This is a genomic window from Legionella sp. PC997 (assembly GCF_014109825.1).
Lineage (GTDB): Bacteria > Pseudomonadota > Gammaproteobacteria > Legionellales > Legionellaceae > Legionella.
Map to the genome: position 1 here is coordinate 2,857,247 of NZ_CP059576.1, position 21,696 is coordinate 2,878,942.

Consider the following 21,696-nt stretch of genomic DNA (forward strand, 5'->3'; position numbering starts at 1 on the left):
TTCAGAAAATAAAGTTAAATACTCCGCCATAGACTCCTGCAGTTTATTATCAACACTTGAATGGGCATTTAATTTATTAAGAATGAGTTGAATTGCTGAATTGATCCAAACAACCCCCCGAGTTCCTCAGTCATTAGTTTCTGATTATAATGCCAAAAATGAATGCAACAACTGGCTGCAAAAATCCAACAATACTGCTCTGCCAGCCGAAAAGCGGCCAAGCTGCGCGGATCGAATTGTTTTTGTTCTTGTAAGGCAATTACATGCTGATCCAATCGTTTGAGTGCAATACGAACTGCTTTAATTAATGAATCGATTTGCGGTGATTGTAATCGGAATAAACCAGCCAAAATATCGTCTTCAGTATGGGTAAAAAGACCTAAACCATCCATAGAGAATTCTGGACAAACACAGTCGAGATTAAAGATAGGTTCCAACCGTTGTGTCTGGCTTGAAGAAGAACTTCCTCTCATTCCGGCTTGTGGTAATAAACTACCTGCAATCACGGATAAATTAACCTGGCTACTTCCATCAAATAAGCCGATCACTGGAACATCACGCCTGATTTTTTGAAACATGGCCCACTTTGTGGTACGCAAATAAGCACGAGCACCCATCACTGTACCGCATTGTTCGACGAGTTCTTCGGTTATTTTGGGAATAAGAAATTTAATGATGGCAGACCAAAACGATAATTTCTCAGGAATGATGGAGGAAGCCCGGGCGACTGCTAAAGCAGTACAATCAGCAATAAGTAACTGAGTAAATTGCTCTCCCAGACGTTGTTTTACAACAGGAATTTCATAGGCCGTTTTACCATATAATTGGCGTTGCTGAGTAAAAGAAAGTGCCAATCGCAAAGCGGTATCTGCAGCACCCACAGAAAAAGATGCACATAAAGTGCGGGAAACCTGTAAGGTTTTATAGATGATTTCTAATCCGCGTTTCTCATCCCCAACTAATGCCTCTGGAGGCAAAAAAACCTTATCCAAAGAAAAGCCACTGATGTCTAAACCTCTGACCCCAAGTGTAGGAAGTTTAGGCGTAGGTACAAACCCAGATTGAATTTTCGATTTGTCTAGAAAAAAAACCGAGAAACCTAACGGCCCTCCTCGAGGATGGGTCCGACAAAGAAGGGTCACATTATGCCCTAAAGTAGCAAAATTTATACACCACTTTTTCCCGGATAATATCCATCCATTACTAGAAGAATGAGCAAATACTTCATTTGCCATAATATCAGAGCCATGCGCTTCTTCAGTTAAAGCGCAGGCAGTGATTTCCCCGCGTCGAAGAGAGGCAACTAAATTTTTTTTCTGGTCCTCACTTCCTGCGATCCAAAGAGGTAGCGCCCCCAAAAGTGGTAAGCCTAAGGCAATACCGGTGGTCACATCTCGTCTACAAATGGATTTTGCCAAAAAATATCCCACGTCTAGTGAAATAAACTGGCCTCCAAGACATTGCGGGATCAGATATTCCATATAACCCCATTGTTGGATCAATTTAATTTGTGACCAAGCAAGTTGTTCTTGCTCATCATAGTGCAAGCTTTCTTGAAAATTGAGGGGTGTATCCTGTTGTTCAGGATTTCCCAAATAAGCCTCAAATGAATTGATTAATTGCTGTAAATCAAGGTAAGACATAATGGTCCTTACTAATTGCACATATGCTGTTTTCTTTACACCTCATCCTTCTTCCATGAATAAAACAAGGTTTTTTATCTTTCTCATGGCTAAGGCAGAGGAATTTTTAACCATTCTTCTTTCATCCCTTTGGGATAGGATGAAAGGCAAATGTCATACCCCACTCTTTCTATACAATAGAATGTCGTGCCATCGGCAAATCATCCAATTTACGATATACATACTCCAAATGTTGACTTAATCTTCCCCGTATTTGCTGAGGAGTAATAATTTCATCAATTAAACCTGAAACATAGGCATCCGCTAGGGAGGGATCAAGATGCGACTTATCAGTAGGTTGATGTTTCGTCTCACTAGAGAACTGGCCATCCGTATTTTGCACCTTTTTAGTCGTCTCTTTACCCATTACGCCAAGAGTTGCAGTCTCCAATGCCAAAACAAGATCTCCTTGCTGAGATGCCGTTTGCATCATCAGAAATGCTGCAGCCCCATAACACTTACGCACAATTACACTCATTCTAGGCACCCGAGTTTGCATCGCAGCACATAATCTTGCGCCGTGTTGTAACAAACCTTTTTGTTCTTCACGTTTACCAGGCATAAACCCAGGAACATCAATTAAGGTAAGCACTGGAATCCGATAGGCATCACATATCCGAATAAATTTAGCTGCTTTTTGCGCCGCATCTGAATCAATCGCACCACTAAATCGAATACTTTGATTCGCAACAATACCTACTACATAACCATGTACACGAACAAACGCACAAATCATTGCTTGTCCGTAGTTGCTTTTGTATTGTCGTACTTCCGAATTATCAACAATCGCCTGAATCAATTCGAGCATATTAAACGGTATTCTTGGATCAGCTGGAATATTGGGCAAAGTATGAATAGGTTCTTGCACTGAATGGATAGGGGGACATTCGCCACTATGCGATGGAAAAAGATTGAGCATCGTTTTAACATGATTGATTTGTGCACTGATACTGTCATCAACAAAATCCGCAATGCCTGTAGTACTCGCGTGCATTGCGGTACCACCTAATTCACTCATACTGACTTTTTCACCTATAGCTTGTTGAACCACCATTGGACTTGTTACCATCAGGTAACTGCGATGTTTGTTGAAAAAAAGCAGATCCATGAGTACCGCAGAATAAGCGGGTGCTCCAAGAGTTGGAGCAACAAGCACCGCAAATTGTGGAATCACCCCAGATAAGTTGATGTTACGAGCGATAATTTGTGTGTACTCATCACCACTTAATAAATTCTCTTCTAAAGAAATTCCAGGAGATGCTAAAAAAGCAATAATCGGAATACGTAAATCTTTAGCCCTATCCATAAGACGCAGAATTTTTTTTGCGCCTTGACTTGTAATATACCCTCGGTTAACTGAATTATCATGGGCATATATTGCAACAGGACGGTGGTTTACTTTTGCCAACCCTGTAATTACTTCAGCCCCAAATTGTAAGTGGGGTTGATTATTAGGAATATAATCTGCAAATAACGGAAGAAAACTATGCTCGTCGATAAGATTTTCTATCCATTTCATCGTGGTTTTACTAACAGACGATGAGGACATATAACGCTCAACCTTAAATTTAGTTTATATAAAATATACACTTCGTAATTACATGGGTCAATTTTTCCTAAAAAACAGCTATAATTTAGCCAAATTTAATTTTAATGACCGCTGAACAAGGCGGCTGAGACATACTAAAAGGTAATTTTATGGAAATTTTGCATCCTAACATTCGTTTCGATATTACAGCCGCATCTCGAGTCCTTCCTGACGCCCCTCCGATTACTAACTTGGAGATTTTACAAAACTTTCCACGAACAGCAGAGCATTCTATAGCTTTTTTAGAGAAGTTTGCGGAAAAAATCGGTGAGGAGTTTGGTTTTTACTCCCGTTATTGGTGCCATAAACCTTGGGAGTCTTTAGATAAATCTCGAGAGTTGACTGCGGAATCATTAGCAACTGAAGCAGTAAAAAAATTGTTTGCGAATTATACTCTCCCCAAAATACATGCTTTTTTACTAGGATCGACTACCAATAAACGATTCACAGGCTCACAAGCTGCAGCCGTTTTGGGGGGATTAGAAATAGATGCTCCTGCTTATGATTTAAAAACTGGCTGTTCCACTTCCCTATCTACACTTCATCTTGCCTACGCCTTAATGGCTTTAGGATATCCTAATGTGATGGTTAGCTGTGCTGAAACATTATCTAAAGTAATCGATCCTGAAAATGAAAAAACATGGATAGGATTAGGTGATGGTGCCGCAGCCTTGGTAATAGAAAAAAAGGAAGCTGGTGCATTTACTATTGAGAAAACCTTTTTTTCTACAGAAGGGAAATACGTAGAAGCATTTACCACTCAAGGTGTTTTTCCACCCACTGTAGAACAAATTGATACCATAGGCTATCACTTAATTGGTGATGAGTCGCTGATGAAAGAGCTCGCTTATGCTAAATACAAGCAGATGCTTGCCCATTTATTACCCTCGGAGGAAGATAAAAAAGCCATTACCTGGATTATTCCTCATCAAGTCAATCGCAAATTAATCACTGAATTACTCCAAGAAAATCAGATGATGGACAAAACCATTATCTGGGATTCCGATACGATTGGTAATATAGGTGGTGCCTCCATTCTGTATTCTTTGGCTAGAGCAATTGAAGAAAAAATTTTTGATCGATCGGGAAAAATACTCATGATGAGTGTAGGCGGTGGGCTCTCTTATGCGGGACAAGTTCTGCAATTCCATAAGTCATGAGGTCATTGATGAATAAAGCGATTTACAACTGTGTATCACTAGTTGATGCAGTTCGATATAGAGCCCTTCACACTCCAGAAAAAATGAGTTGTACGTTTCTAAATAGAAATCTAGAAGAGCCAATGACTTTTGGTGAATTGGATGAGCGAGCAAGAGCCATTGCAGCACACCTACAACAACACGGGGCAAAGCCCGGAGACAGAATCTTGTTATTATTTTCTCCGGGGCTGCCTCTGATTCAGGCTTTTTTTGGATGTCTTTATGCAGGATGTATTGCAGTACCTATTTATCCTCCTGCCCAAGCAAAACTAGTGGATAAGGCACATCGAATCATTCAGAATGCACAACCCGTTTTTGTAATTATGACGGCAGATCATTTGGTTAAATTTGCCAGCATAGATCAAAAAGGGACACCGCATCTGGATAAAGTTCCCTGTTTGGCTATAGACAATATAGAATCACCACTGAGCCCTTTTTGGCAGCCGCCTCTTATTCGCGAACACGATATCGCCTTTCTGCAATATACTTCAGGTTCAACGATGCATCCTAAAGGAGTCATGGTCACACATCGGAATTTGCTGGATAATATTCACAAAATATACACTGCATTTCAGCTAAATACAGAAACCATCTCGTTCAGCTGGCTCCCTCCTCATCATGATATGGGATTAATTGGTTATATTTTAACTCCTATTTATGCGGCGGTACCTGCCTATCTAATGTCCCCATTTTCTTTTTTACAAAATCCACTTTCCTGGTTACAAAACATTAGTAAATACAGAGCGACCATAAGTGGTAGCCCTAATTTCGCATACGATTATTGTGTCAAACGCATTAAGGAAGAAAAGAAACAAGGACTCGATTTAAGTTGCTGGCAAATTGCATCGAATGGCGCCGAACCCATTCGAAAAGAAACATTAGAACATTTTTATCATGCATTTAAAGATTATGGATTTCACAAAGAAGCCTTCTTTCCTTGTTATGGTTTAGCTGAAGCAACTTTATTGGTAACAGGAGCGACTCCCGGGACGCCTTATCGTGCTCTCGCTTTGTGTAAAAAACAGTACCAGGATCATCGTGTCCATTTTGCTCCCAAAGAAAGTTCCCAGAGCCACAGTTTAATTAGTTGCGGACGGTTTATGCAAACAGTAAAAATTGTAGATCCGGACACACGTACTCTCTGCAACAATGACCAAATCGGTGAAATTTGGGTGCATAGTGCCAGTGTGGCGCAAGGGTACTGGCAACAGGATGAAGAAACCCAACATACATTTCATGGTGAAATTGTAAATGATCCTACTAATCAATTGTATTTAAGAACAGGCGATTTAGGGTTTGTACATGAAGGGGAATTATATGTGACAGGCCGCATTAAAGATTTGATTATCCTGTATGGTAAAAACCATTATCCCCAAGACATAGAATATACCCTTCTCCATTCACAAGTGGATGTTTTTTTGGGTAAATGTGCTGCTTTTGTCATTCAAAGGGAACATGAATATGAACTTACTGTAATGTGTGAGGTAAAAAATCGTTGCATGTCATCTGAGGAACACGATGATTTATTCAATACCATTTTTGAACTCATTTATCAGACACACCAACTTGAAATTCATAATATTATTCTAATTCCTCTTAAAGCCATGCCGCATACAACCAGTGGAAAAGTTCGTCGAAACTTTTGTCGAAAACACTTATTAGATAAAACATTACCTATAATCGCTAGCTGGCGATTAAATAAGGTTGAGGATTAGCTCATGAAATTTCTCTCTCAGAACGCGCCGACTCGAATTGCATTAAGCTTCGAACATCAGCAGCTAAGTTTTGCTGAACTCGACACAGCCATCCAACATATGTCGTTACAGCTGGAAAAATTACCTCAAGGAATATTGGTTTTACATGCAATACCTCAGCCTTCATTTGTAATTCAGCTGTTAGCAGCTTTTAATCTTGGAAAACCAGTAGCACTGTTTGCTCCCCAAGAGTCAGGAGAGGATAAACAGCAAATTTTAGGCACGCACATGCTGGTTGATGAAGAAGGAACGCTTCTAGAAATTCATGAAAATAATCACATCAAACATCATCCGGAGCTCGCTTTAATTCTCTTTACCTCGGGAAGTACTGGTCAAATGAAAGCGGTGCAACTTTCACTAAAAAATGTTACTGCAAATTGTAAGGCAGTGATTAATGCGCTTGAATTTTCAAGAGTAGAGGATCAATTATTATTTTTACCTTTGTCATACTCTTTTGGCTTACTGGGCCAATTGCTTCCTGGATTAATCGCTGGAATAAAGACCCAATTAATTAACCAATTTACGGAAATTAAAACGTTATTAGAAACATCCACTGTTCCTCAAATGTGGAGCGGCGTTCCCTCTCATTGGGTTGCGATTCACAAAATGGCGGCACTGTTCCCGGAAAGCGCAGCAAAAATAAAAACGATCGTCTCCGCTGGAGCTCCCTTGAACATTACGTTGCGACAAAGTTTGATCCATACCTTTCCTAAAGCGACAATTTATAATAATTATGGTTTAACTGAAGCAGCGCCTCGCGTATTAGCTTATTCCAGCAAAGATCCGTTATTTCTTGAAGACTTTGCTGGTTATCCGGTAGGCGATTGGCAAATCCGTTTGTCAGAAGATAATGAATTACTCATTAAAGGAAGCCAACTTATGTTAGGCTATCTGGGAGAAGAAAAATCCTCCCGGATCCAGGAAGGTTGGTTTTTTACTGGAGATTTAGCAGAGAAATTAGCCTCCGGGTTAGTAGCAATCAAAGGACGCTTGGATCATATCGTCAATATAGCTGGTGAAAAAGTTAATTTAATTGATATAGAACATAAAATTTGCCAAATTAAAGGAATTAAGGAAGTCATTGTCGTCCCTTTAGAGGATGAGTTATATGGCGTCCGTTTAGTTGCATGTCTAGAACAAGATAACTTCAGCGCCACTACAACAGAACAAATGCTCTCCGAACAAATAAAACAACATTTTTTACCTAGAAAACTTCCAATTACGGTGCACTTATTAAAAAAATTGCCCCGTAACCCAAATGGGAAGCTTGATAGAAAAACCCTACTTTTAAGTCAGAAGGAAAAAATCCATGCTCACTGAACGAATTCGCAATACATTAGCCAAGATTGGCCTTAGTAATCTACCTCAAGATTCATCTGCTCCCCTAGAACATGGAGGCTTAGATAGCCTAATGTTAGCCTTAGTCATCATCGAGTTGGAACGAGAATTTCAAATTAAAATTCCAGTTATTCCCTTAATCAAAGAACATTATGAATCGATTGATAGTATAGAAAAATATCTAATCGAGCTGGGGGCAAAATGAATATTTTGATTACAGGCGGCTCTTCGGATATCGCACAAGCTATAGCCAAACGACGACTGCAGTTAGGTGATCAGATCATTATCACCTGTTCCAGTAAGGAAAGTCTGAACAACACATTAGAGCATTACAAACAACAGGACATGCAGGTCAGAGGTGTAGTATATAATTTTTCCAATCCGGAGGAAAGCAAAAAAGATCTGCATAATATATTGCAGGAACCTTTAGATGGAATCATTCTTAATGCATTTACGCGTGTGAGTCAGTTACGTAAATTACATGCTTTATCTTATCCTGCATTACGAACCTACATCAATGATAATTTGCATGGTAATATTTGGTTGATTCATCAATTATTACCCGCTTTACTCGCCAATAAATTCGGACGATTGATTCTAATTTCCAGTCTTTCTGCAATTACTGGAACTAGTCGTTATGGTGCTTATTGTGCGACCAAAGCAGCCCTTGAAGGATTGTTTTTAAATCTTGCCGTAGATTACAGTGCCAATAATATTTTATCCAATATTGTACGGGTGGGTTTGATTAAGACCTCAAGAACCGAGCAATTCTGGAAAAGACCTGCCTATCAAGAAAAAATGGCGCAAATTATTCCTCAAGGCATGATGGGGGAAACAACGCAAGTCGCGGAAGCCCTGGATCCTTTATTATCTAAAACCTCATTTATGACGGGATCTGTGATCACTGTAAGCGGTGGTTTACCTCTAATGCGTTCCGAGGGAATATTATCATCATGAATTTATATCTATTGCACAGCGAGAGGCTACCATGAATTTATTACGCGCCGAACAAAACATATATCTTAAAGGTCCCTTTATTGCATTGCCCGAAAAGGTTATGAGCAATCAAGAAGTGCTTAATTGGATGAATAGCACGCAAAGTCCAACCCTGGTTAGTTTCTCGACAGGAATTAGAAATAGACGCTGGGCTAATGAAGATCAGGCATGTAGTGATTTGGCAATCCTTGCAGCAGAACAATTATTCGCTGCAAAACCTGCAGAGAAAAATAAAATCAACCAAATTATTTTGGCCACTATATCTGGAGATTATCTTGCACCGCCAACCAGCCCTTTGGTGCAACACCGACTTGGATTAAAAAATACCGGTGCTTTTGATATAGGAGCCGCCTGTGCGGGCTTTGTTGTTGGTTTGCATACAAGCGCTGCTATTGCTCAGGCAACCAAGGGGTCCATTTTATTAATCGCCAGTGAAATTCGCTCTAAGTTTTTAAATAAAAATAATTTTGCTACAAGCGTTCTTTTTGGCGATGGCGCAGCTGCTTGTGTAGTATCTACCGATGAGGAACATGCAGAGTTTCGTTATCTTGCTTCTGCTTTATTTGCTGATGGAGAAGTCAGTGATACGGTATCCACACCTGCCGGAGGTTCACGGTTACCCGCAGCAAATTGTACCAATCCCGAATTGTTTTACATCACAATTAAAGAAAATACCGCGCTATTTGTTAAAGCGGTACATGGAATGGTTGATGGAGCCGAAGAATTCTTGAAGTCATTAAACCTAACTAGCGCGGATATTCAATGGTTGGTTCCACACCAAGGCAATAAAAATTTAGTTTTATCTGTTGCCAAACAATTAGGCTTTCCTGAGGAACGCATCATCAAAACGGTAGAAGAAACGGGTAATACTTCGGGTTCAAGTGTAGGTATTGCTCTGAATTATCTTCGCGAACAAGCACCCATTAAAGCAAAAGACAAAGTATTACTCGTTGCAGCAGGTGGCGGTGGGATTGCAGCGTGTGCTCTTTTAGAAGTCATCTAAGGTGGCGGGCATTCTGCTTCGCCTCCTCAGGCTCCCATTTAAAAACTTACCTGCGAGTCAAACCAAAATTCAGCCAGAGGTGTTCCTTGATAGTGCGCCAAATGGAAATTAAAAAACTCCTTTGCCGCATTATTTTTCTTGGTATGTACCAAGCAAAGTAAATAAGTCTGCGCAATAATTTCTGACTGTGCATCACTGCCACCGATTTCTGTGCGTCTGGAGATGCAGGGAGTCATCCAATCATAAGCCAATTTGAAATCATTATTCACAAACGCATGAATTCCTTTACTTAAAGGCAAAATAACAGAAAGCCAAAGCGATTGGTTATAGCCTTGAGGCAAGGCTTTAGCATAAGTTTCAATTGATACCATAGATCTCTGAACCGCATCTTCCTGACCCAAGCGTGCAAGACAATATACATAATGAACCGTATTAAAACCGGTGTAGTGAGTAAAAGGGTTATTATCCAAATAATTAGCCACGATCTTAAACTGATCGAGTTGCGGCAATCCTGCCATATCGAGGCGCCATAATAGTGAAATAGCATCTATTTGCTCGGTAATGATGTCGGGAGAAGTACCAAAAATAACAGGATATAAGTCCATCACCTTATCTACTTGTCGTAACGCCAGATAAAATAAAGCCAAATGCCAACTGTTATGTCCACGAAGAAGAGTTGAAATCTGCTCCCAGCTCTCTCGAAATGTTTCTAAAGAGGCTATACCTTTTGCACTATTTTTTGTGTTGAGATAGATATGACCCAAAGTATGGTGTGCCCATGGGGTAAGCGGTTGGAGAGTCAAAGCCTGCTCCGCAAGACGTTGCGCGTCTGTTAAGTGACCTGATAATTCGGCTGCAAAAGAATGCATCGCTAAAAAGTGGGATTCATCCTGATTATGAGTAGCTATTTGTTCACAGAATTTCAAATAGTGATGGGCATTGTACGCTTGTCCTGAACAATAAAATAACCATTCAGCAAACTTCGCGGCTAAAGTATCGCGCGGATATAAAGCAGTTAATGCCGCGAATATAGTTATAGCTGTTTCATACTCTAAATTCATCCAGGCTTTAACTGCTTGATAGGTTAATTTTTCTCTTAAACTAACCGAAGACAATAATTTTTCAGCATGCTCTAAATGCTTTTTTGCTAAAGCAGTTGCGGGATCAGTTTGGCCATAAAGATAAAATGCAGCCGTATAAACTTGGAGAAGCAAATTATCGGGATTAGTTTTGACCGCCTCTAAAATAAAATGTGGTTCCTTTCCTGCTCCCAAGACTTGTTGATGGAAGTGATTGATGCTTTCTATAACCTGCAATGACTGAGTCGTTACGGATAATCCACGATTTGTTTCCATGTTATTCCTGACGAAACTACGCCTTCATCTTTTTAGTATATATCTCTTTAAGGAAATTAGATCACGCTTGCTTTATTGCGTCCATTAAAGTCATCAGATACTCTATCTCACTATATTCAAAATGGAAGAACTATGAAAAGTCAAAAAGAATTATTCGAATTTCTATGTCCACTAATTGATATTCAAATTAAAAAATACGCTGCTTTACCAAAAATAGGAATAGGACCCGATGCTCGTCTTAATGGACAACTTGTTTTTCAAGAAGTAAATGAGCTGCTTAATTTTGCGGGGCAACTTCTGGATGAAATGGAACACGCAAGTAAAGATAAACCTATTTCTTCCGAATTATTTTCCTCAATATTTGAGCAAGTTAAATTTTATCTTGAACAAGAGCATCTGCGAGGATATGCAGGCTGGCTCCTCGATGAAAACAATATCCATACGCCCTTGATGGGACGAGTCAATGAGCAAATCAAACAATTAAAAAAGATCGCTGGCTCAGCAAACATTCCCTATTCTGCTTCCTCAAAACCAGTAACAGAAATACAAAAACAAACTGAATATGATAGTGTTGCAATTGCTTTTTACATTCTGGATCTTGCTATAAAATTAGTTACAGATCCTTCTATAGAATTGGAAGAAAAAAGTCTACAACATGCCCTTCCAATTTTAAAACGTAATGCGCTTACACGATACAGCAAAGAGGAATTTGCGAAACCGATCCGTGAGCTACATCAAAAATGTAGTGAGTTTTTACAAGACTCTGAATCTCGAAAAAGCAATACTCTGCTCGATAAAGTGGATGCTGCGATTTATGAACAACAACACAGAGAGCAATTGCATAACTTACTTGGCCGCTATAAAAAAATTGAACCCAATTCTATATTATTCTCCCCCGAGCATGAGTGGTATAAAATTGGTAAGACATCTGGAAAAAAAGCACCGTCAAAATCAGAATCCTCAACCCAAAATCTTTCTTTTTTTAAAGGAGCAGCTTTTGTAGGAATGGTGGTCGTTTGCATGCTACTCGCCTATTTTATGAAGCAGAGTGAGGAAAACACCTTAGATGCAATTCTAAAGCCCTAAATGATACACCTGGGTGAAGGCATCGCCATAACCCGGGTATACAATAGTGACCACGTATTATAATTTGGAGTAGCCTAACCTAGTTCGGAGGGCTACTCACCAAAAGGTTACGCCTGAGTAAAATCGAATAAATCTTTATAGGTATGAAAATTCATTGCATCTTCTTCAGTCACTGTTAAATTATATTCTTCGCTAAGAATGGCCAGTAACTCTACTATTTTCAATGAGTCTAAATGTAAATCTTCTATTAATGCAGTATCGTCATGAATTTCTTCTGCTTTAGCCCCTGAAAGCTTGGCTATAATATTTTTTAATTCGTTTTCAGTAATTTTCATAAACAACCTCTGTTAATGTTCTTGGGAGGCCAGATAATACCACGAAGCGAAAGAACCTAATCCTAAGATAAGTAAAATTATCGCTAATGAGAATTGGCCATACCATTCACCTAAAGCGATTAGTCCGCTAGACAATGCAGAACTTAAGTCTTGCATGCATGCATATAAAGCACCCACAGTTCCCGCCATATGAGGAAATGGATGGAACGCTCCAGCAAATGCATTGATAAAAGTAAATCCCATTCCCATGCTGAACAAAGACACAGGAATCATAATGGAAAGTACGTTCTCCAATCCTATAAGGGACAAACATAACATGGTAGAACCGCCTAATATCATAAAGATAATTCCGATACATACCATATAGGAGACCCCTTTTTTCATCACCATTTGACTGTTAATTATTCCGCTCACACAAATTGCGCCGGCAATAAATATTGTCAATTGACCAAACTCTACAGGGCTAAGTCCTAAGGTATCCTGGAATAGGAAAGGAGCGATCGCGAGATAACCAATTAAACCGGCAGAAGCAAGACAAGCACACAATGCATAACCTAAAAAAACTTTCGATTTTAATAAAGTAAAATAATTGTCGCGCATTACTCTTAATTGAGTTGCATCCGGATTAAGATTTTTATTTGTTTCGGGAAGAGTACATAAAGCTAGAATCCATATAATAATACCGAATACTAGCAAAAATAAAAAATTAATACGCCATCCAAAATGCTCCTGGATATAGCCTCCAAGAACCGGAGAAGCAACCATAATGAAAACACTTACAATACCCACATAAGAACCAATTTTAGATAAGACTCTATCAGTAAAGAGATCACGGACTAAAGAACGGCCTACTGAACCACAACACCCAATACCAAATCCCTGAATAAAACGACCAATAATTAAGACCAAAACTGAAGGTGCAATAAAACAAATTAAACTGCCTAAAATACTGAGACCCACTCCAAACATAAGCGGTGGTTTACGACCAATTTTGTCGGATAAAGGACCATAAAACACATGGGAAATGCTCAAGCCAAGCATAAAAAGAGATAACGTTAGCTGTATGGATGCTTCATTACTGTTAAAGATCTTGGTAATTGCGGGTAATGAAGGAATATACTGATCCGTTGTCATTTGCATTAGTACCATAAGCATTAAAACAACAAAAACCAGTAATGGTTGTAACGAAACCGGCTGAACATCATTTTCTTTGTGCATCAAAAAAACCCTTTTACCTTCTTATTAATGACACCTACGCCAATGAAGCTCATAGTATAACAAATCACACCAGGCATAGTCCCAAAATAATCAAGCAAGAAACAAAACCAATGAACCATATGGTTGATCTTAACGAAGCCATATCCATTAAATAAAAATAACAATAAATAAAACGGGAGATAATATAAATAATCGCCAAAATTTGAATTGTTGTGCCGATATGATTAGTCGCCATTGCGGTTAATGCAGCAGTAGCAAATACGAGTAATGATTCAAAACTATTTTGATGAGCAGCAACAGCTCGTGCTCCCATCCCTTGTAATCTTGCTTGTTGAGCCCTTGGATAATGATTATCGTATTTCCCTTCTTTTTGCATGAAATTAGCAACCACAATCTTGAGAAGATAAGGCAATAATATTGCAATGAACAAGCAAAGAATTAAAGTAGTCATAATGTTGTATTCCCTAACAATAATTGTTTCACATTAAAATAAAAAAATTGTATTTCGGTATAGCGAAACAAAAACCGAAGCGTACTTTTAGTGTTATTTCTAGTGATTAATAAAAAACGAACCATAATAACGAGAATATTAACCCAGTACAATGACCCAAGTTTCTCTATTCGATATGGAAAATAGTACTTTCTACCAATTAATTTCTTCTGTTATGATAATTTATAAAATAGGTATCTTTAAAGGATTAGTACTATGGTTCAAGATGAGTCCAAAAAAAAATCCAAAGGACATATTGTTTTATCCTCACATCCATCCGGACATACTGCTGCACCATTAAGAATAAAATGGGGCGCGGAAAATCCGAAAGAACGTGGTCCGGTAATAGCCTCCCTCACTAATATAAAAAATCGCAATGCAGTGGGTACTCATTCTGGCTCATATTCAGTTTATCGAGCGCTGGCTGTCGCTGCTGGAGTATTAGACCCTGAGCATGTTCCCGATCTTACTGATACCACACCTCCGGTTGATATAGGTCCTCATCCTCAATGGAGTGATACTCAGAAAATCGTCTCACTTGATCCCTGGGGGCATCTTGTAGCCAGTGTTTTCGCAGAAGAAATTCAGGCAGGATATGACATTCGGCCTACAATAGCCGTGACCAAAGCTCATATTAATATTCCAGAATTGCATACAGCCATTCAAAAAGGTCGGCTTAAACCGGATGGAAAAATATTAAAAGAATCTGGAGATGTAGCCGTAACTAAAGTCGCGCTAGAACCCGTGTGGTATTTACCTGGAATCGCGGAACGCTTTGGGGTTTCAGAATCACTTTTGCGTCGTACTCTATTTGAGCAAACAGCTGGGATGTTTCCTGAGTTGGTAACACGTTCTGATTATGATGTTTTTTTACCTCCAATAGGTGGTATGACTGCCTATTTTTTTGGTGATGTAACCACCATCCACGATCCCAAAATTGAGCTTACATGTCGTATTCATGATGAATGTAATGGTTCTGATGTATTTGGATCGGATATTTGCACCTGTAGGCCATATTTAGTACATGGAATCGAACTGTCTATTGAATCCGCACAAAAGGGAGGAGGCGGTTTGATTGTTTATAACCGAAAAGAAGGAAGAGCACTCGGTGAAGTAACCAAGTTTTTAGTTTATAACGCCCGCAAGAGACAGAAAGGTGGCGATACAGCTGCAAAATACTTTGAAAGAACAGAATGTGTTGCGGGAGTTCAAGACATGCGTTTTCAAGAATTAATGTCTGATATTTTGCATTGGCTAGGGATTACCAAGATCCACCGTTTCGTTTCCATGTCCAATATGAAATATGATGCATTACTTAAATCGGGAATTCAGGTAGTAGAACGGGTATCGATTCCCGATGAGCTCATTCCCCTTGATGCACAAGTAGAAATGAATGCTAAACGTGCAGCGGGTTACTATTCACCCGATCGAATTGTGGACATAAATGAATTAGCAAGAACTAAAGGACGTGACCTTAATGAGTAATGTACATGAAACTGCCCAAGTAATAGCTACGTTAAAGGATCCACGTACTATACGTGTGCGCTCACAAGCTATTTTGGATCGCGTAAAGCAAGATAAATCAGTTTATTTTTCTTTAGATCCTGAAAAAATGACCAGCACAGCCTCCTTTGTTATTGAAGTAATTCAAGATAATTATCCAAATCTTGATATTCCTTATCACAGTCGTTGGCGTCATTTTGAAGCTGGTGGGATTGATCGAATAAAAAAAATGCAGGAACACATGAATACCCTTCCTGCAGAACAACAAGGAAAAATTCTTTATGAACTGGTTATCATCAGTGTATTTTTAGATGCTGGTGCCGGTCAACATTGGCGCTTCAAGGAGCCTGCGACAGGTATAGAATATTCACGATCTGAAGGCTTAGCCTTAGCCAGCTTATCTCTTTACCAAGAGGGTGTTTTTAGTGCCATCCCAACTGAACCGTTGAGAATAGATGCAGAGCGGTTATTGGCTTTTGGTGAAGAGGCACTCCGGCATGGATTTCAAGTGACTCCCGACAATCCTCTTGAAGGTCTTACCGGAAGAGTTGCTCTTCTCAATCGACTGGGCAGGTTAATCCAACACGATCAATATCATTTTGGAAAAGAAAACCGCTTGGGTGATTTTTATACTTATATAAGCTCCTTGGCAGTAAATAACAAAGTTACAGCCTCGCAAATTTTTCAGGAAGTACTCAATACATTCAACGAAATATGGCCCGCCAGACTTTCATTTGAGGGAATACCCCTTGGAGACGTCTGGGAATATAATCCTCTAAAAACAAATGAACCTGGATCGGGTTATATTCCATTTCATAAATTATCCCAGTGGCTTACTTATTCCTTAATTGAACCCTTAGAACAAGCAGGAATTACAGTAACTCATCTGGAAGAGCTCACAGGTTTACCAGAATATCGAAATGGTGGATTGCTTATAGATTGTGGTGTACTGCAATTTAAAAACCAAGCAATTCTAAAAAATGCACTGCCCCCTGATTCAGAAATAATTGTGGAGTGGCGTGCATTAACGGTTTCACTTTTAGATGAATTAGCTGCTTTAATCAGAAAAAAATTGCAAAAGAGTGCGCACGAGCTGCCCTTGGCTAAAATTTTGCAAGGAGGAACTTGGGAAGCCGGACGGCGGATTGCGAAACAAAAACGACCCCAAGGTACCCCCCCTATTCACATCATTAGTGACGGTACCGTATTTTAAATTTAAGACCGTTTCTAGCTTGGCTAAATAGCCTGGTTAAGAACAACGTAGTAAACGGGATTTAACACCATGTTTCCCGCTTTCCGCTTCGCTTCACCAGGCTATAATTTTTCACCTAAACCGCAGTTTGGAGTTAAAATGAACGATCAACAGGTAGTTGTAGTGAACCATCCATTAATTCAGCATAAATTAACAATTATGCGCCGAAAAGATACCAGCACCGTCAAATTTCGTACTCTAATGCATGAGATTAGCATGTTGCTCGCTTATGAGGTTACTCGTGATTTAGAAATGGAATATGAGGAAATTGAAACACCTTTAGCGATAATGAAATCCCCTGTTTTAAAAGGAAAAAAATTAGTTTTTGTATCCATATTGCGTGCGGGTAATGGATTAGTCGATGGGATGTTGCAACTTGTGCCTACCGCACGAATCGGCCATATTGGTTTGTATCGGGACCCTAAAACCCTTGAAGCAATTGAATATTATATTAAACTTCCAGAACATACCCGAAATCGTGATGTGATTGTAGTTGATCCCATGTTAGCTACGGGAAATTCTGCAATCGCTGCGGTTAAAGAAATTAAAGCAATCGAGCCTAAATCGATTAAATTTCTCTGTCTGCTCGCATCACCTGAAGGCATTGCAGCATTTCATGAAGAGCATCCAGAGATTCCCATTTACACGGCTGCAATAGACCAACAACTCAACGAGAAAGGCTATATTATTCCAGGCTTAGGTGATGCAGGAGACAGGCTTTATGGAACAAAACTAGAATATTAATTATTGAAACATCCGTGCCGGGGCGGATCCTGTTGAAATATTAGCTTCACAGTGTTAATATTGAACACAGTGTTCGGTATAAAGGATGTTTTTAATGTCGTCAAATGAAGCTGCAGCAATACGTTCACCCCTAGCAGTTAGTAAAAAGTATTCATGGACAAAACATGATACCGTATGGATGTTAAGTCTTTACGGTACTGCAGTCGGCGCCGGAACCCTTTTCCTTCCCATAGATGCAGGACTTAATGGGATCTGGCCCTTAATAATAATGGCCATCCTTGCCTTCCCTATGACTTATTTTTCACATCGCGCCCTATGCCGCTTTGTCTTATCAGGTTCTTCTACCCAAAATGACATTACCGAGGTGGTTGAAGAGCACTTCGGTAGTTTTGCAGGAAGGATATTGACGTGCTTGTATTTTTTTGCAATTTACCCCATTTTATTGATGTACAGTGTAGCAATAACTAATACTACCGAAAGTTTTATTGTGAATCAGTTAGGTATGTCCGCGCCACCTAGAGCACTTTTAGCCATACTCCTGATTCTGGGACTCATGGCTATTGTCCGTTTTGGACAAGAAATAATTGTTAAATCAATGTCCTTATTAGTTTTTCCTTTTGCAACAACATTATTATTTTTGTCTATTTATTTAATACCCAACTGGAATAGTGCTATTTTGCAACAAAGCAACTCTTTACATGCCAATGGGGGACATGGATTGTTAATGACGCTCTGGTTAGTTATTCCGGTAATGGTTTTTTCTTTTAATCACTCACCTATTATTTCTTCTTTTGCGGTTAATCAAAAAAAGGAACATGGTATTGATGCAGACAGTAATAGTCTTTCGATCATGCGCTACAGCCATCTACTCATGGTCTTTTCGGTGATGTTCTTTGTATTCAGTTGTGTTTTTAGTCTCTCACCTCAAGACCTTCTACAAGCAAAACAACAAAATATTTCGATTTTGTCTTATCTTGCAAATCATTTTAAGACTCCTCTCATTGCTTGTATTGCCCCTATTATCGCTTTTATTGCAATTTCTAAATCGTTTTTTGGTCATTATTTAGGGGCTAAAGAAGGTTTGAGCAGTATTATTGTCAATTTCCTAAAACAAACGGGAAACAAGATAAGTCCATGTAGGTTACAACGAATCATAGAAATTTTTATGGTCATTACCTGCTGGATTGTTGCAACAATCAATCCCAACATTTTAAAAATGATAGAGACTCTAGGTGGACCAGTTATTGCTATCCTGTTGTTTATTATGCCTATGTATGCAACAGCTAAAATTCCTGCAATGAAAAAATATCGCACCCATGTGGTAAGTAATTTATTTACAACGATAATGGGTATCATCTCTATTTCAGCAATAATATACGGCTTGCTGTAAAAAAAGCATAACCTGGGTATAAAGCATAACGAAATCTGGGTTATGTTACCCAGAATGCTATTTCCATTCCTAAGAAAATATGAAACAATTTATGACAAGCTTATCCAATACTATTTTCGATGCACGTTGAATTTCAGCACGTCCCTATAGAAAACATCCAAGCGGGGCAATATCAACCCAGACAAGATTTTAATGGCATCGCATTAAAAGAGCTCGCCCAATCAATTGCCTCTCAGGGTTTGATTGAACCCTTAATCGTACGAACTATTGCAAAACAGCGTTATGAAATTATTGCTGGAGAACGACGATGGCGTGCTGCAAAAATAGCCGGATTGCACACAGTGCCCTGTTTAATAGGAAATTATACTGACAAACAAGCATGCGCACTCACCCTAATTGAAAACATTCAACGAGAAGATTTAAATTTGATTGAAGAGGCAAGCGCTTATCGGCGTTTGATTGATGAGTTTCACTACCATCAAGATGAAATAGCTACTTTAGTAGGAAAATCGCGCAGTCATATTGCCAATATTATTCGTCTACTCAGTTTAAGTGAATCAATAAAAAATTTAATTCGGGATAAAACCTTATCTTTGGGGCATGCGCGAGTTCTCGTAGGATTAAATCCAGGCCAACAAGAGTATTTAGCCCAACAGACTATAGAACAAGAATGGTCAGTGAGACAGTTGGAACAAGCAGTTAAAACGCAAAAAAATAAACAATTTTCAACTCCCCAAAATGCTAAAAGAGATCGGGACATTGAGCGATTACAAGCTCTATTGGCAGAGCAAGTGGGAGCGCCTGTGCAAATAATAAACGATCATGGCGATGGCGGATGGTTACAAGTTAAATTTTTTGATAATGATACTCTCGCAGGACTTTTGGAGCGATTGGGCTTGAGATATGATTAAACTAACTTATCAATTTTTTATTCAACACGTGATAAAGCAAAAGGAACGATATCAATGAAAAGGACCTTAACTGGCGCGTTTTTATTAGCCTTATCAGCACTATCACAGGGTGCCAGTATCCAAAGCGAAGTAGATAAACTAATTAACCGTATCAATCCGAATGTTAATCTCGGAATTGTCGTTCTTGACTTAACATCTGGCCAAACCTTATATCGCCGGAATGCAGCGCGTTTGTATATCCCTGCAAGTAACATGAAGCTTTTTTCAGAAGCAGCTGCTTTGATGGTTCTTGGGCCGGATTATCGCTTCAAAAACCAATTGAATATAAGTGCGGGTAGCATACAACAAGGTGTACTCCAGGGTAATGTTTATGTGCAATTAAGTGGAGACCCTTCATTTAGCCGTAATGATTTAAATACGCTACTTTACTCGCTAAAAGAATGGAATATCCATACCATCCAAGGTAACGTGTACATAGATAGCAGTTTTGCTGAAGTTTCCCCTTATCCCCCAGGTTGGTTAACATCCGATTTATCCTACAGTTATGGGGCTCCCAATGCCCCCGTAATGGTTGACTCTAATCGTTTGACGGTCACTGTAAATCCAGGGGCGCAGGCTGGAGATCCGGCGATCGTGGAAGCAGACGACGGTGGTGGCGCTATCACCTTAAATAACCAGGCTACAACAAAAGCCAACACCCAAGGGTGTGGTGTAGGTTTTAGTTTAGATCAAGACAATCATTTAACAGTTCGTGGTTGTGTCGGAGTTGGACAGTGGGCCGTACAACAAAAATTGGCTATAAAAAACCCCTTAATGTACACTCAAGCCATGATCAAAAACCAACTGCTAAAAGCCAATATACAACTGAACGGTCAAGTACAGTTAGGCAAAACTCCCGCAGGTTCTTTGTTAATTGCGACCCAACACTCTAAACCCGTATCCCAATTGATGGCAGATACGTTAAAGCCCTCTGATAACCTCTATGCAGACAGCCTTTATTTGCATGCTGCTGAAAAGCTCAAAGGGGCACCCGTAAACTGGCGAGGAGCCGAGCCTTTAATCAAAAATTTTTTACAATCACAGACTGGAATCGATTTTTCGAATGCGATTTTTACTGATGGATCGGGCTTATCACGATACAGTTTAGTAACGCCTGAGCAAACCATTTCACTTTTAAAATTTCTATACCAACGTTTTCCATTATCCTATGAATACATTTCCGCATTACCTATTTCTGGACGAGATGGTACCTTACAAAAAAGATTTCGGATTCCTATCCAACAAGGTTTTGTGCGGGCTAAAACCGGTACCATGACCGGAATAAATAGTCTTTCAGGATATTTATATACTGCCAATGGTCATACGTTGGCTTTTGCAATGTATGTCAATAGGCAACCAGGAAAAGCCTCCGGACCAGGACGACCCGTATTGGATGCAATTATTACTTATTTTCTACAGAAAAACCCGGAAAGTAGTCGTTTGAGTCGAGTTTTTTCACCGCACCAGCGCATTAGTTTTCAATTAAATCCTACCCAAGCTGAAAAACAAAAAGTACATCAAGCCCGATGGAGACGTTTGGAGTCTGCGATTCGAACAGCGCTGAGAGGGCAACCTGTTAATATAGTGTATCGAGGTAATGAACTCATAGTAAACGATAACCAAGCGGATCCTGGAAAAGTATGGGCAACATTGCAATCCGTAGTAAAAAAATATCCTTTTGCAGTCATGTTGTCTTCTAAGACACTACCGATTAATCCTTCGGGTAGACCTACTTTACTGTGGATACAAGCGCCAGAGATGCCCAATCAAATACAAAGAGTATGGAGTATTCGCGAAGCGGCTTAGGAATGAA

Annotated in this window: 19 protein-coding genes; 13 read left to right on the top strand and 6 right to left on the bottom strand. The window is 39.5% G+C overall.

All coding sequences use genetic code 11. From position 1 onward, the window contains the following. Nucleotides 1–68 precede the first annotated feature (68 nt). A complete protein-coding gene (locus HBNCFIEN_RS12365; RefSeq protein ID WP_255464212.1) occupies nt 69–1,643 on the bottom strand; it encodes an acyl-CoA dehydrogenase in 1,575 nt (524 codons plus the stop codon). Between the two features lie 169 nt (nt 1,644–1,812). Next, nucleotides 1,813–3,231 carry an acyl-CoA carboxylase subunit beta gene (locus HBNCFIEN_RS12370; protein ID WP_182391383.1) on the bottom strand — a complete coding sequence of 473 codons (1,419 nt, stop codon included), beginning with the start codon at nt 3,229–3,231 and terminating at the stop codon, nt 1,813–1,815. A 149-nt stretch (nt 3,232–3,380) separates the two neighbouring features. Here HBNCFIEN_RS12370 and HBNCFIEN_RS12375 point away from each other — a divergent pair, with 149 nt between their 5' ends. The 6 genes from HBNCFIEN_RS12375 to HBNCFIEN_RS12400 are packed head-to-tail and all read left to right on the top strand — an operon-like array spanning nt 3,381 to nt 9,560. After that, on the top strand, nt 3,381–4,430 hold the full coding sequence (locus HBNCFIEN_RS12375) for a 3-oxoacyl-ACP synthase III family protein (RefSeq protein WP_182391384.1): 1,050 nt from the start codon (nt 3,381–3,383) through the stop codon (nt 4,428–4,430). Nucleotides 4,431–4,438: 8 nt separating this feature from the next. Then, nucleotides 4,439–6,184 (top strand): fatty acyl-AMP ligase, encoded by a 1,746-nt coding sequence (locus HBNCFIEN_RS12380; protein ID WP_182391385.1) that lies wholly within the window; start codon nt 4,439–4,441, stop codon nt 6,182–6,184. A 3-nt stretch (nt 6,185–6,187) separates the two neighbouring features. Further along, nucleotides 6,188–7,543, top strand: a complete 1,356-nt coding sequence (locus tag HBNCFIEN_RS12385; protein ID WP_182391386.1) for a class I adenylate-forming enzyme family protein — start codon at nt 6,188–6,190, stop codon at nt 7,541–7,543. Continuing rightward, entirely contained in the window at nt 7,533–7,766 is a 234-nt protein-coding gene (locus tag HBNCFIEN_RS12390; protein WP_182391387.1) for an acyl carrier protein, read from the top strand. Before HBNCFIEN_RS12385 ends, HBNCFIEN_RS12390 begins: the two co-directional genes overlap by 11 nt. Beyond that, nucleotides 7,763–8,518 carry an SDR family NAD(P)-dependent oxidoreductase gene (locus HBNCFIEN_RS12395; protein WP_182391388.1) on the top strand — a complete coding sequence of 252 codons (756 nt, stop codon included), beginning with the start codon at nt 7,763–7,765 and terminating at the stop codon, nt 8,516–8,518. The genes HBNCFIEN_RS12390 and HBNCFIEN_RS12395 overlap by 4 nt, the downstream gene beginning before the upstream one ends. Before the next feature lie 31 nt (nt 8,519–8,549). Beyond that, nucleotides 8,550–9,560: a 3-oxoacyl-ACP synthase III family protein gene (locus HBNCFIEN_RS12400; protein ID WP_182391389.1), complete on the top strand. Its 1,011-nt coding sequence runs from the start codon at nt 8,550–8,552 to the stop codon at nt 9,558–9,560. Between the two features lie 38 nt (nt 9,561–9,598). Here the strand turns inward: HBNCFIEN_RS12400 and HBNCFIEN_RS12405 are convergent, their stop codons facing one another. Then, nucleotides 9,599–10,915: a tetratricopeptide repeat protein gene (locus HBNCFIEN_RS12405; RefSeq protein WP_182391390.1), complete on the bottom strand. Its 1,317-nt coding sequence runs from the start codon at nt 10,913–10,915 to the stop codon at nt 9,599–9,601. Between the two features lie 132 nt (nt 10,916–11,047). On the opposite strand from HBNCFIEN_RS12405, the gene HBNCFIEN_RS12410 reads away from it, so the two are divergent. Next, the gene (locus HBNCFIEN_RS12410) at nt 11,048–12,001 is read left to right on the top strand and encodes a hypothetical protein (protein WP_182391391.1); all 954 of its coding nucleotides are present in this window, start codon (nt 11,048–11,050) and stop codon (nt 11,999–12,001) included. A 107-nt stretch (nt 12,002–12,108) separates the two neighbouring features. Here the strand turns inward: HBNCFIEN_RS12410 and HBNCFIEN_RS12415 are convergent, their stop codons facing one another. The 3 genes from HBNCFIEN_RS12415 to HBNCFIEN_RS12425 form a co-directional block, all read right to left on the bottom strand. After that, nucleotides 12,109–12,336, bottom strand: coding sequence for an acyl carrier protein (locus HBNCFIEN_RS12415; protein ID WP_182391392.1), 228 nt, complete (start codon nt 12,334–12,336; stop codon nt 12,109–12,111). A gap of 12 nt (nt 12,337–12,348) precedes the next feature. Continuing rightward, nucleotides 12,349–13,554, bottom strand: coding sequence for a multidrug effflux MFS transporter (locus HBNCFIEN_RS12420; protein WP_182391393.1), 1,206 nt, complete (start codon nt 13,552–13,554; stop codon nt 12,349–12,351). 64 nt (nt 13,555–13,618) lie between these two features. Continuing rightward, nucleotides 13,619–14,005 (bottom strand): MAPEG family protein, encoded by a 387-nt coding sequence (locus HBNCFIEN_RS12425; RefSeq protein ID WP_182391394.1) that lies wholly within the window; start codon nt 14,003–14,005, stop codon nt 13,619–13,621. Between the two features lie 255 nt (nt 14,006–14,260). On the opposite strand from HBNCFIEN_RS12425, the gene HBNCFIEN_RS12430 reads away from it, so the two are divergent. From HBNCFIEN_RS12430 to dacB, 6 genes are all read left to right on the top strand, one after another. Beyond that, the gene (locus tag HBNCFIEN_RS12430) at nt 14,261–15,529 is read left to right on the top strand and encodes a GTP cyclohydrolase II (protein ID WP_182391395.1); all 1,269 of its coding nucleotides are present in this window, start codon (nt 14,261–14,263) and stop codon (nt 15,527–15,529) included. After that, a complete protein-coding gene (locus HBNCFIEN_RS12435; RefSeq protein ID WP_182391396.1) occupies nt 15,522–16,760 on the top strand; it encodes a URC4/urg3 family protein in 1,239 nt (412 codons plus the stop codon). The genes HBNCFIEN_RS12430 and HBNCFIEN_RS12435 overlap by 8 nt, the downstream gene beginning before the upstream one ends. Nucleotides 16,761–16,898: 138 nt before the next feature. After that, nucleotides 16,899–17,543, top strand: a complete 645-nt coding sequence (gene upp / locus HBNCFIEN_RS12440) for a uracil phosphoribosyltransferase (protein WP_182391397.1) — start codon at nt 16,899–16,901, stop codon at nt 17,541–17,543. A gap of 94 nt (nt 17,544–17,637) precedes the next feature. Then, nucleotides 17,638–18,933: a serine/threonine transporter gene (locus HBNCFIEN_RS12445; RefSeq protein WP_182391398.1), complete on the top strand. Its 1,296-nt coding sequence runs from the start codon at nt 17,638–17,640 to the stop codon at nt 18,931–18,933. 119 nt (nt 18,934–19,052) lie between these two features. Next, the gene (locus HBNCFIEN_RS12450) at nt 19,053–19,844 is read left to right on the top strand and encodes a ParB/RepB/Spo0J family partition protein (RefSeq protein ID WP_182391399.1); all 792 of its coding nucleotides are present in this window, start codon (nt 19,053–19,055) and stop codon (nt 19,842–19,844) included. A 54-nt stretch (nt 19,845–19,898) separates the two neighbouring features. Next, a complete protein-coding gene (gene dacB / locus HBNCFIEN_RS12455; protein WP_182391400.1) occupies nt 19,899–21,689 on the top strand; it encodes a D-alanyl-D-alanine carboxypeptidase/D-alanyl-D-alanine-endopeptidase in 1,791 nt (596 codons plus the stop codon). Nucleotides 21,690–21,696: the final 7 nt, after the last annotated feature.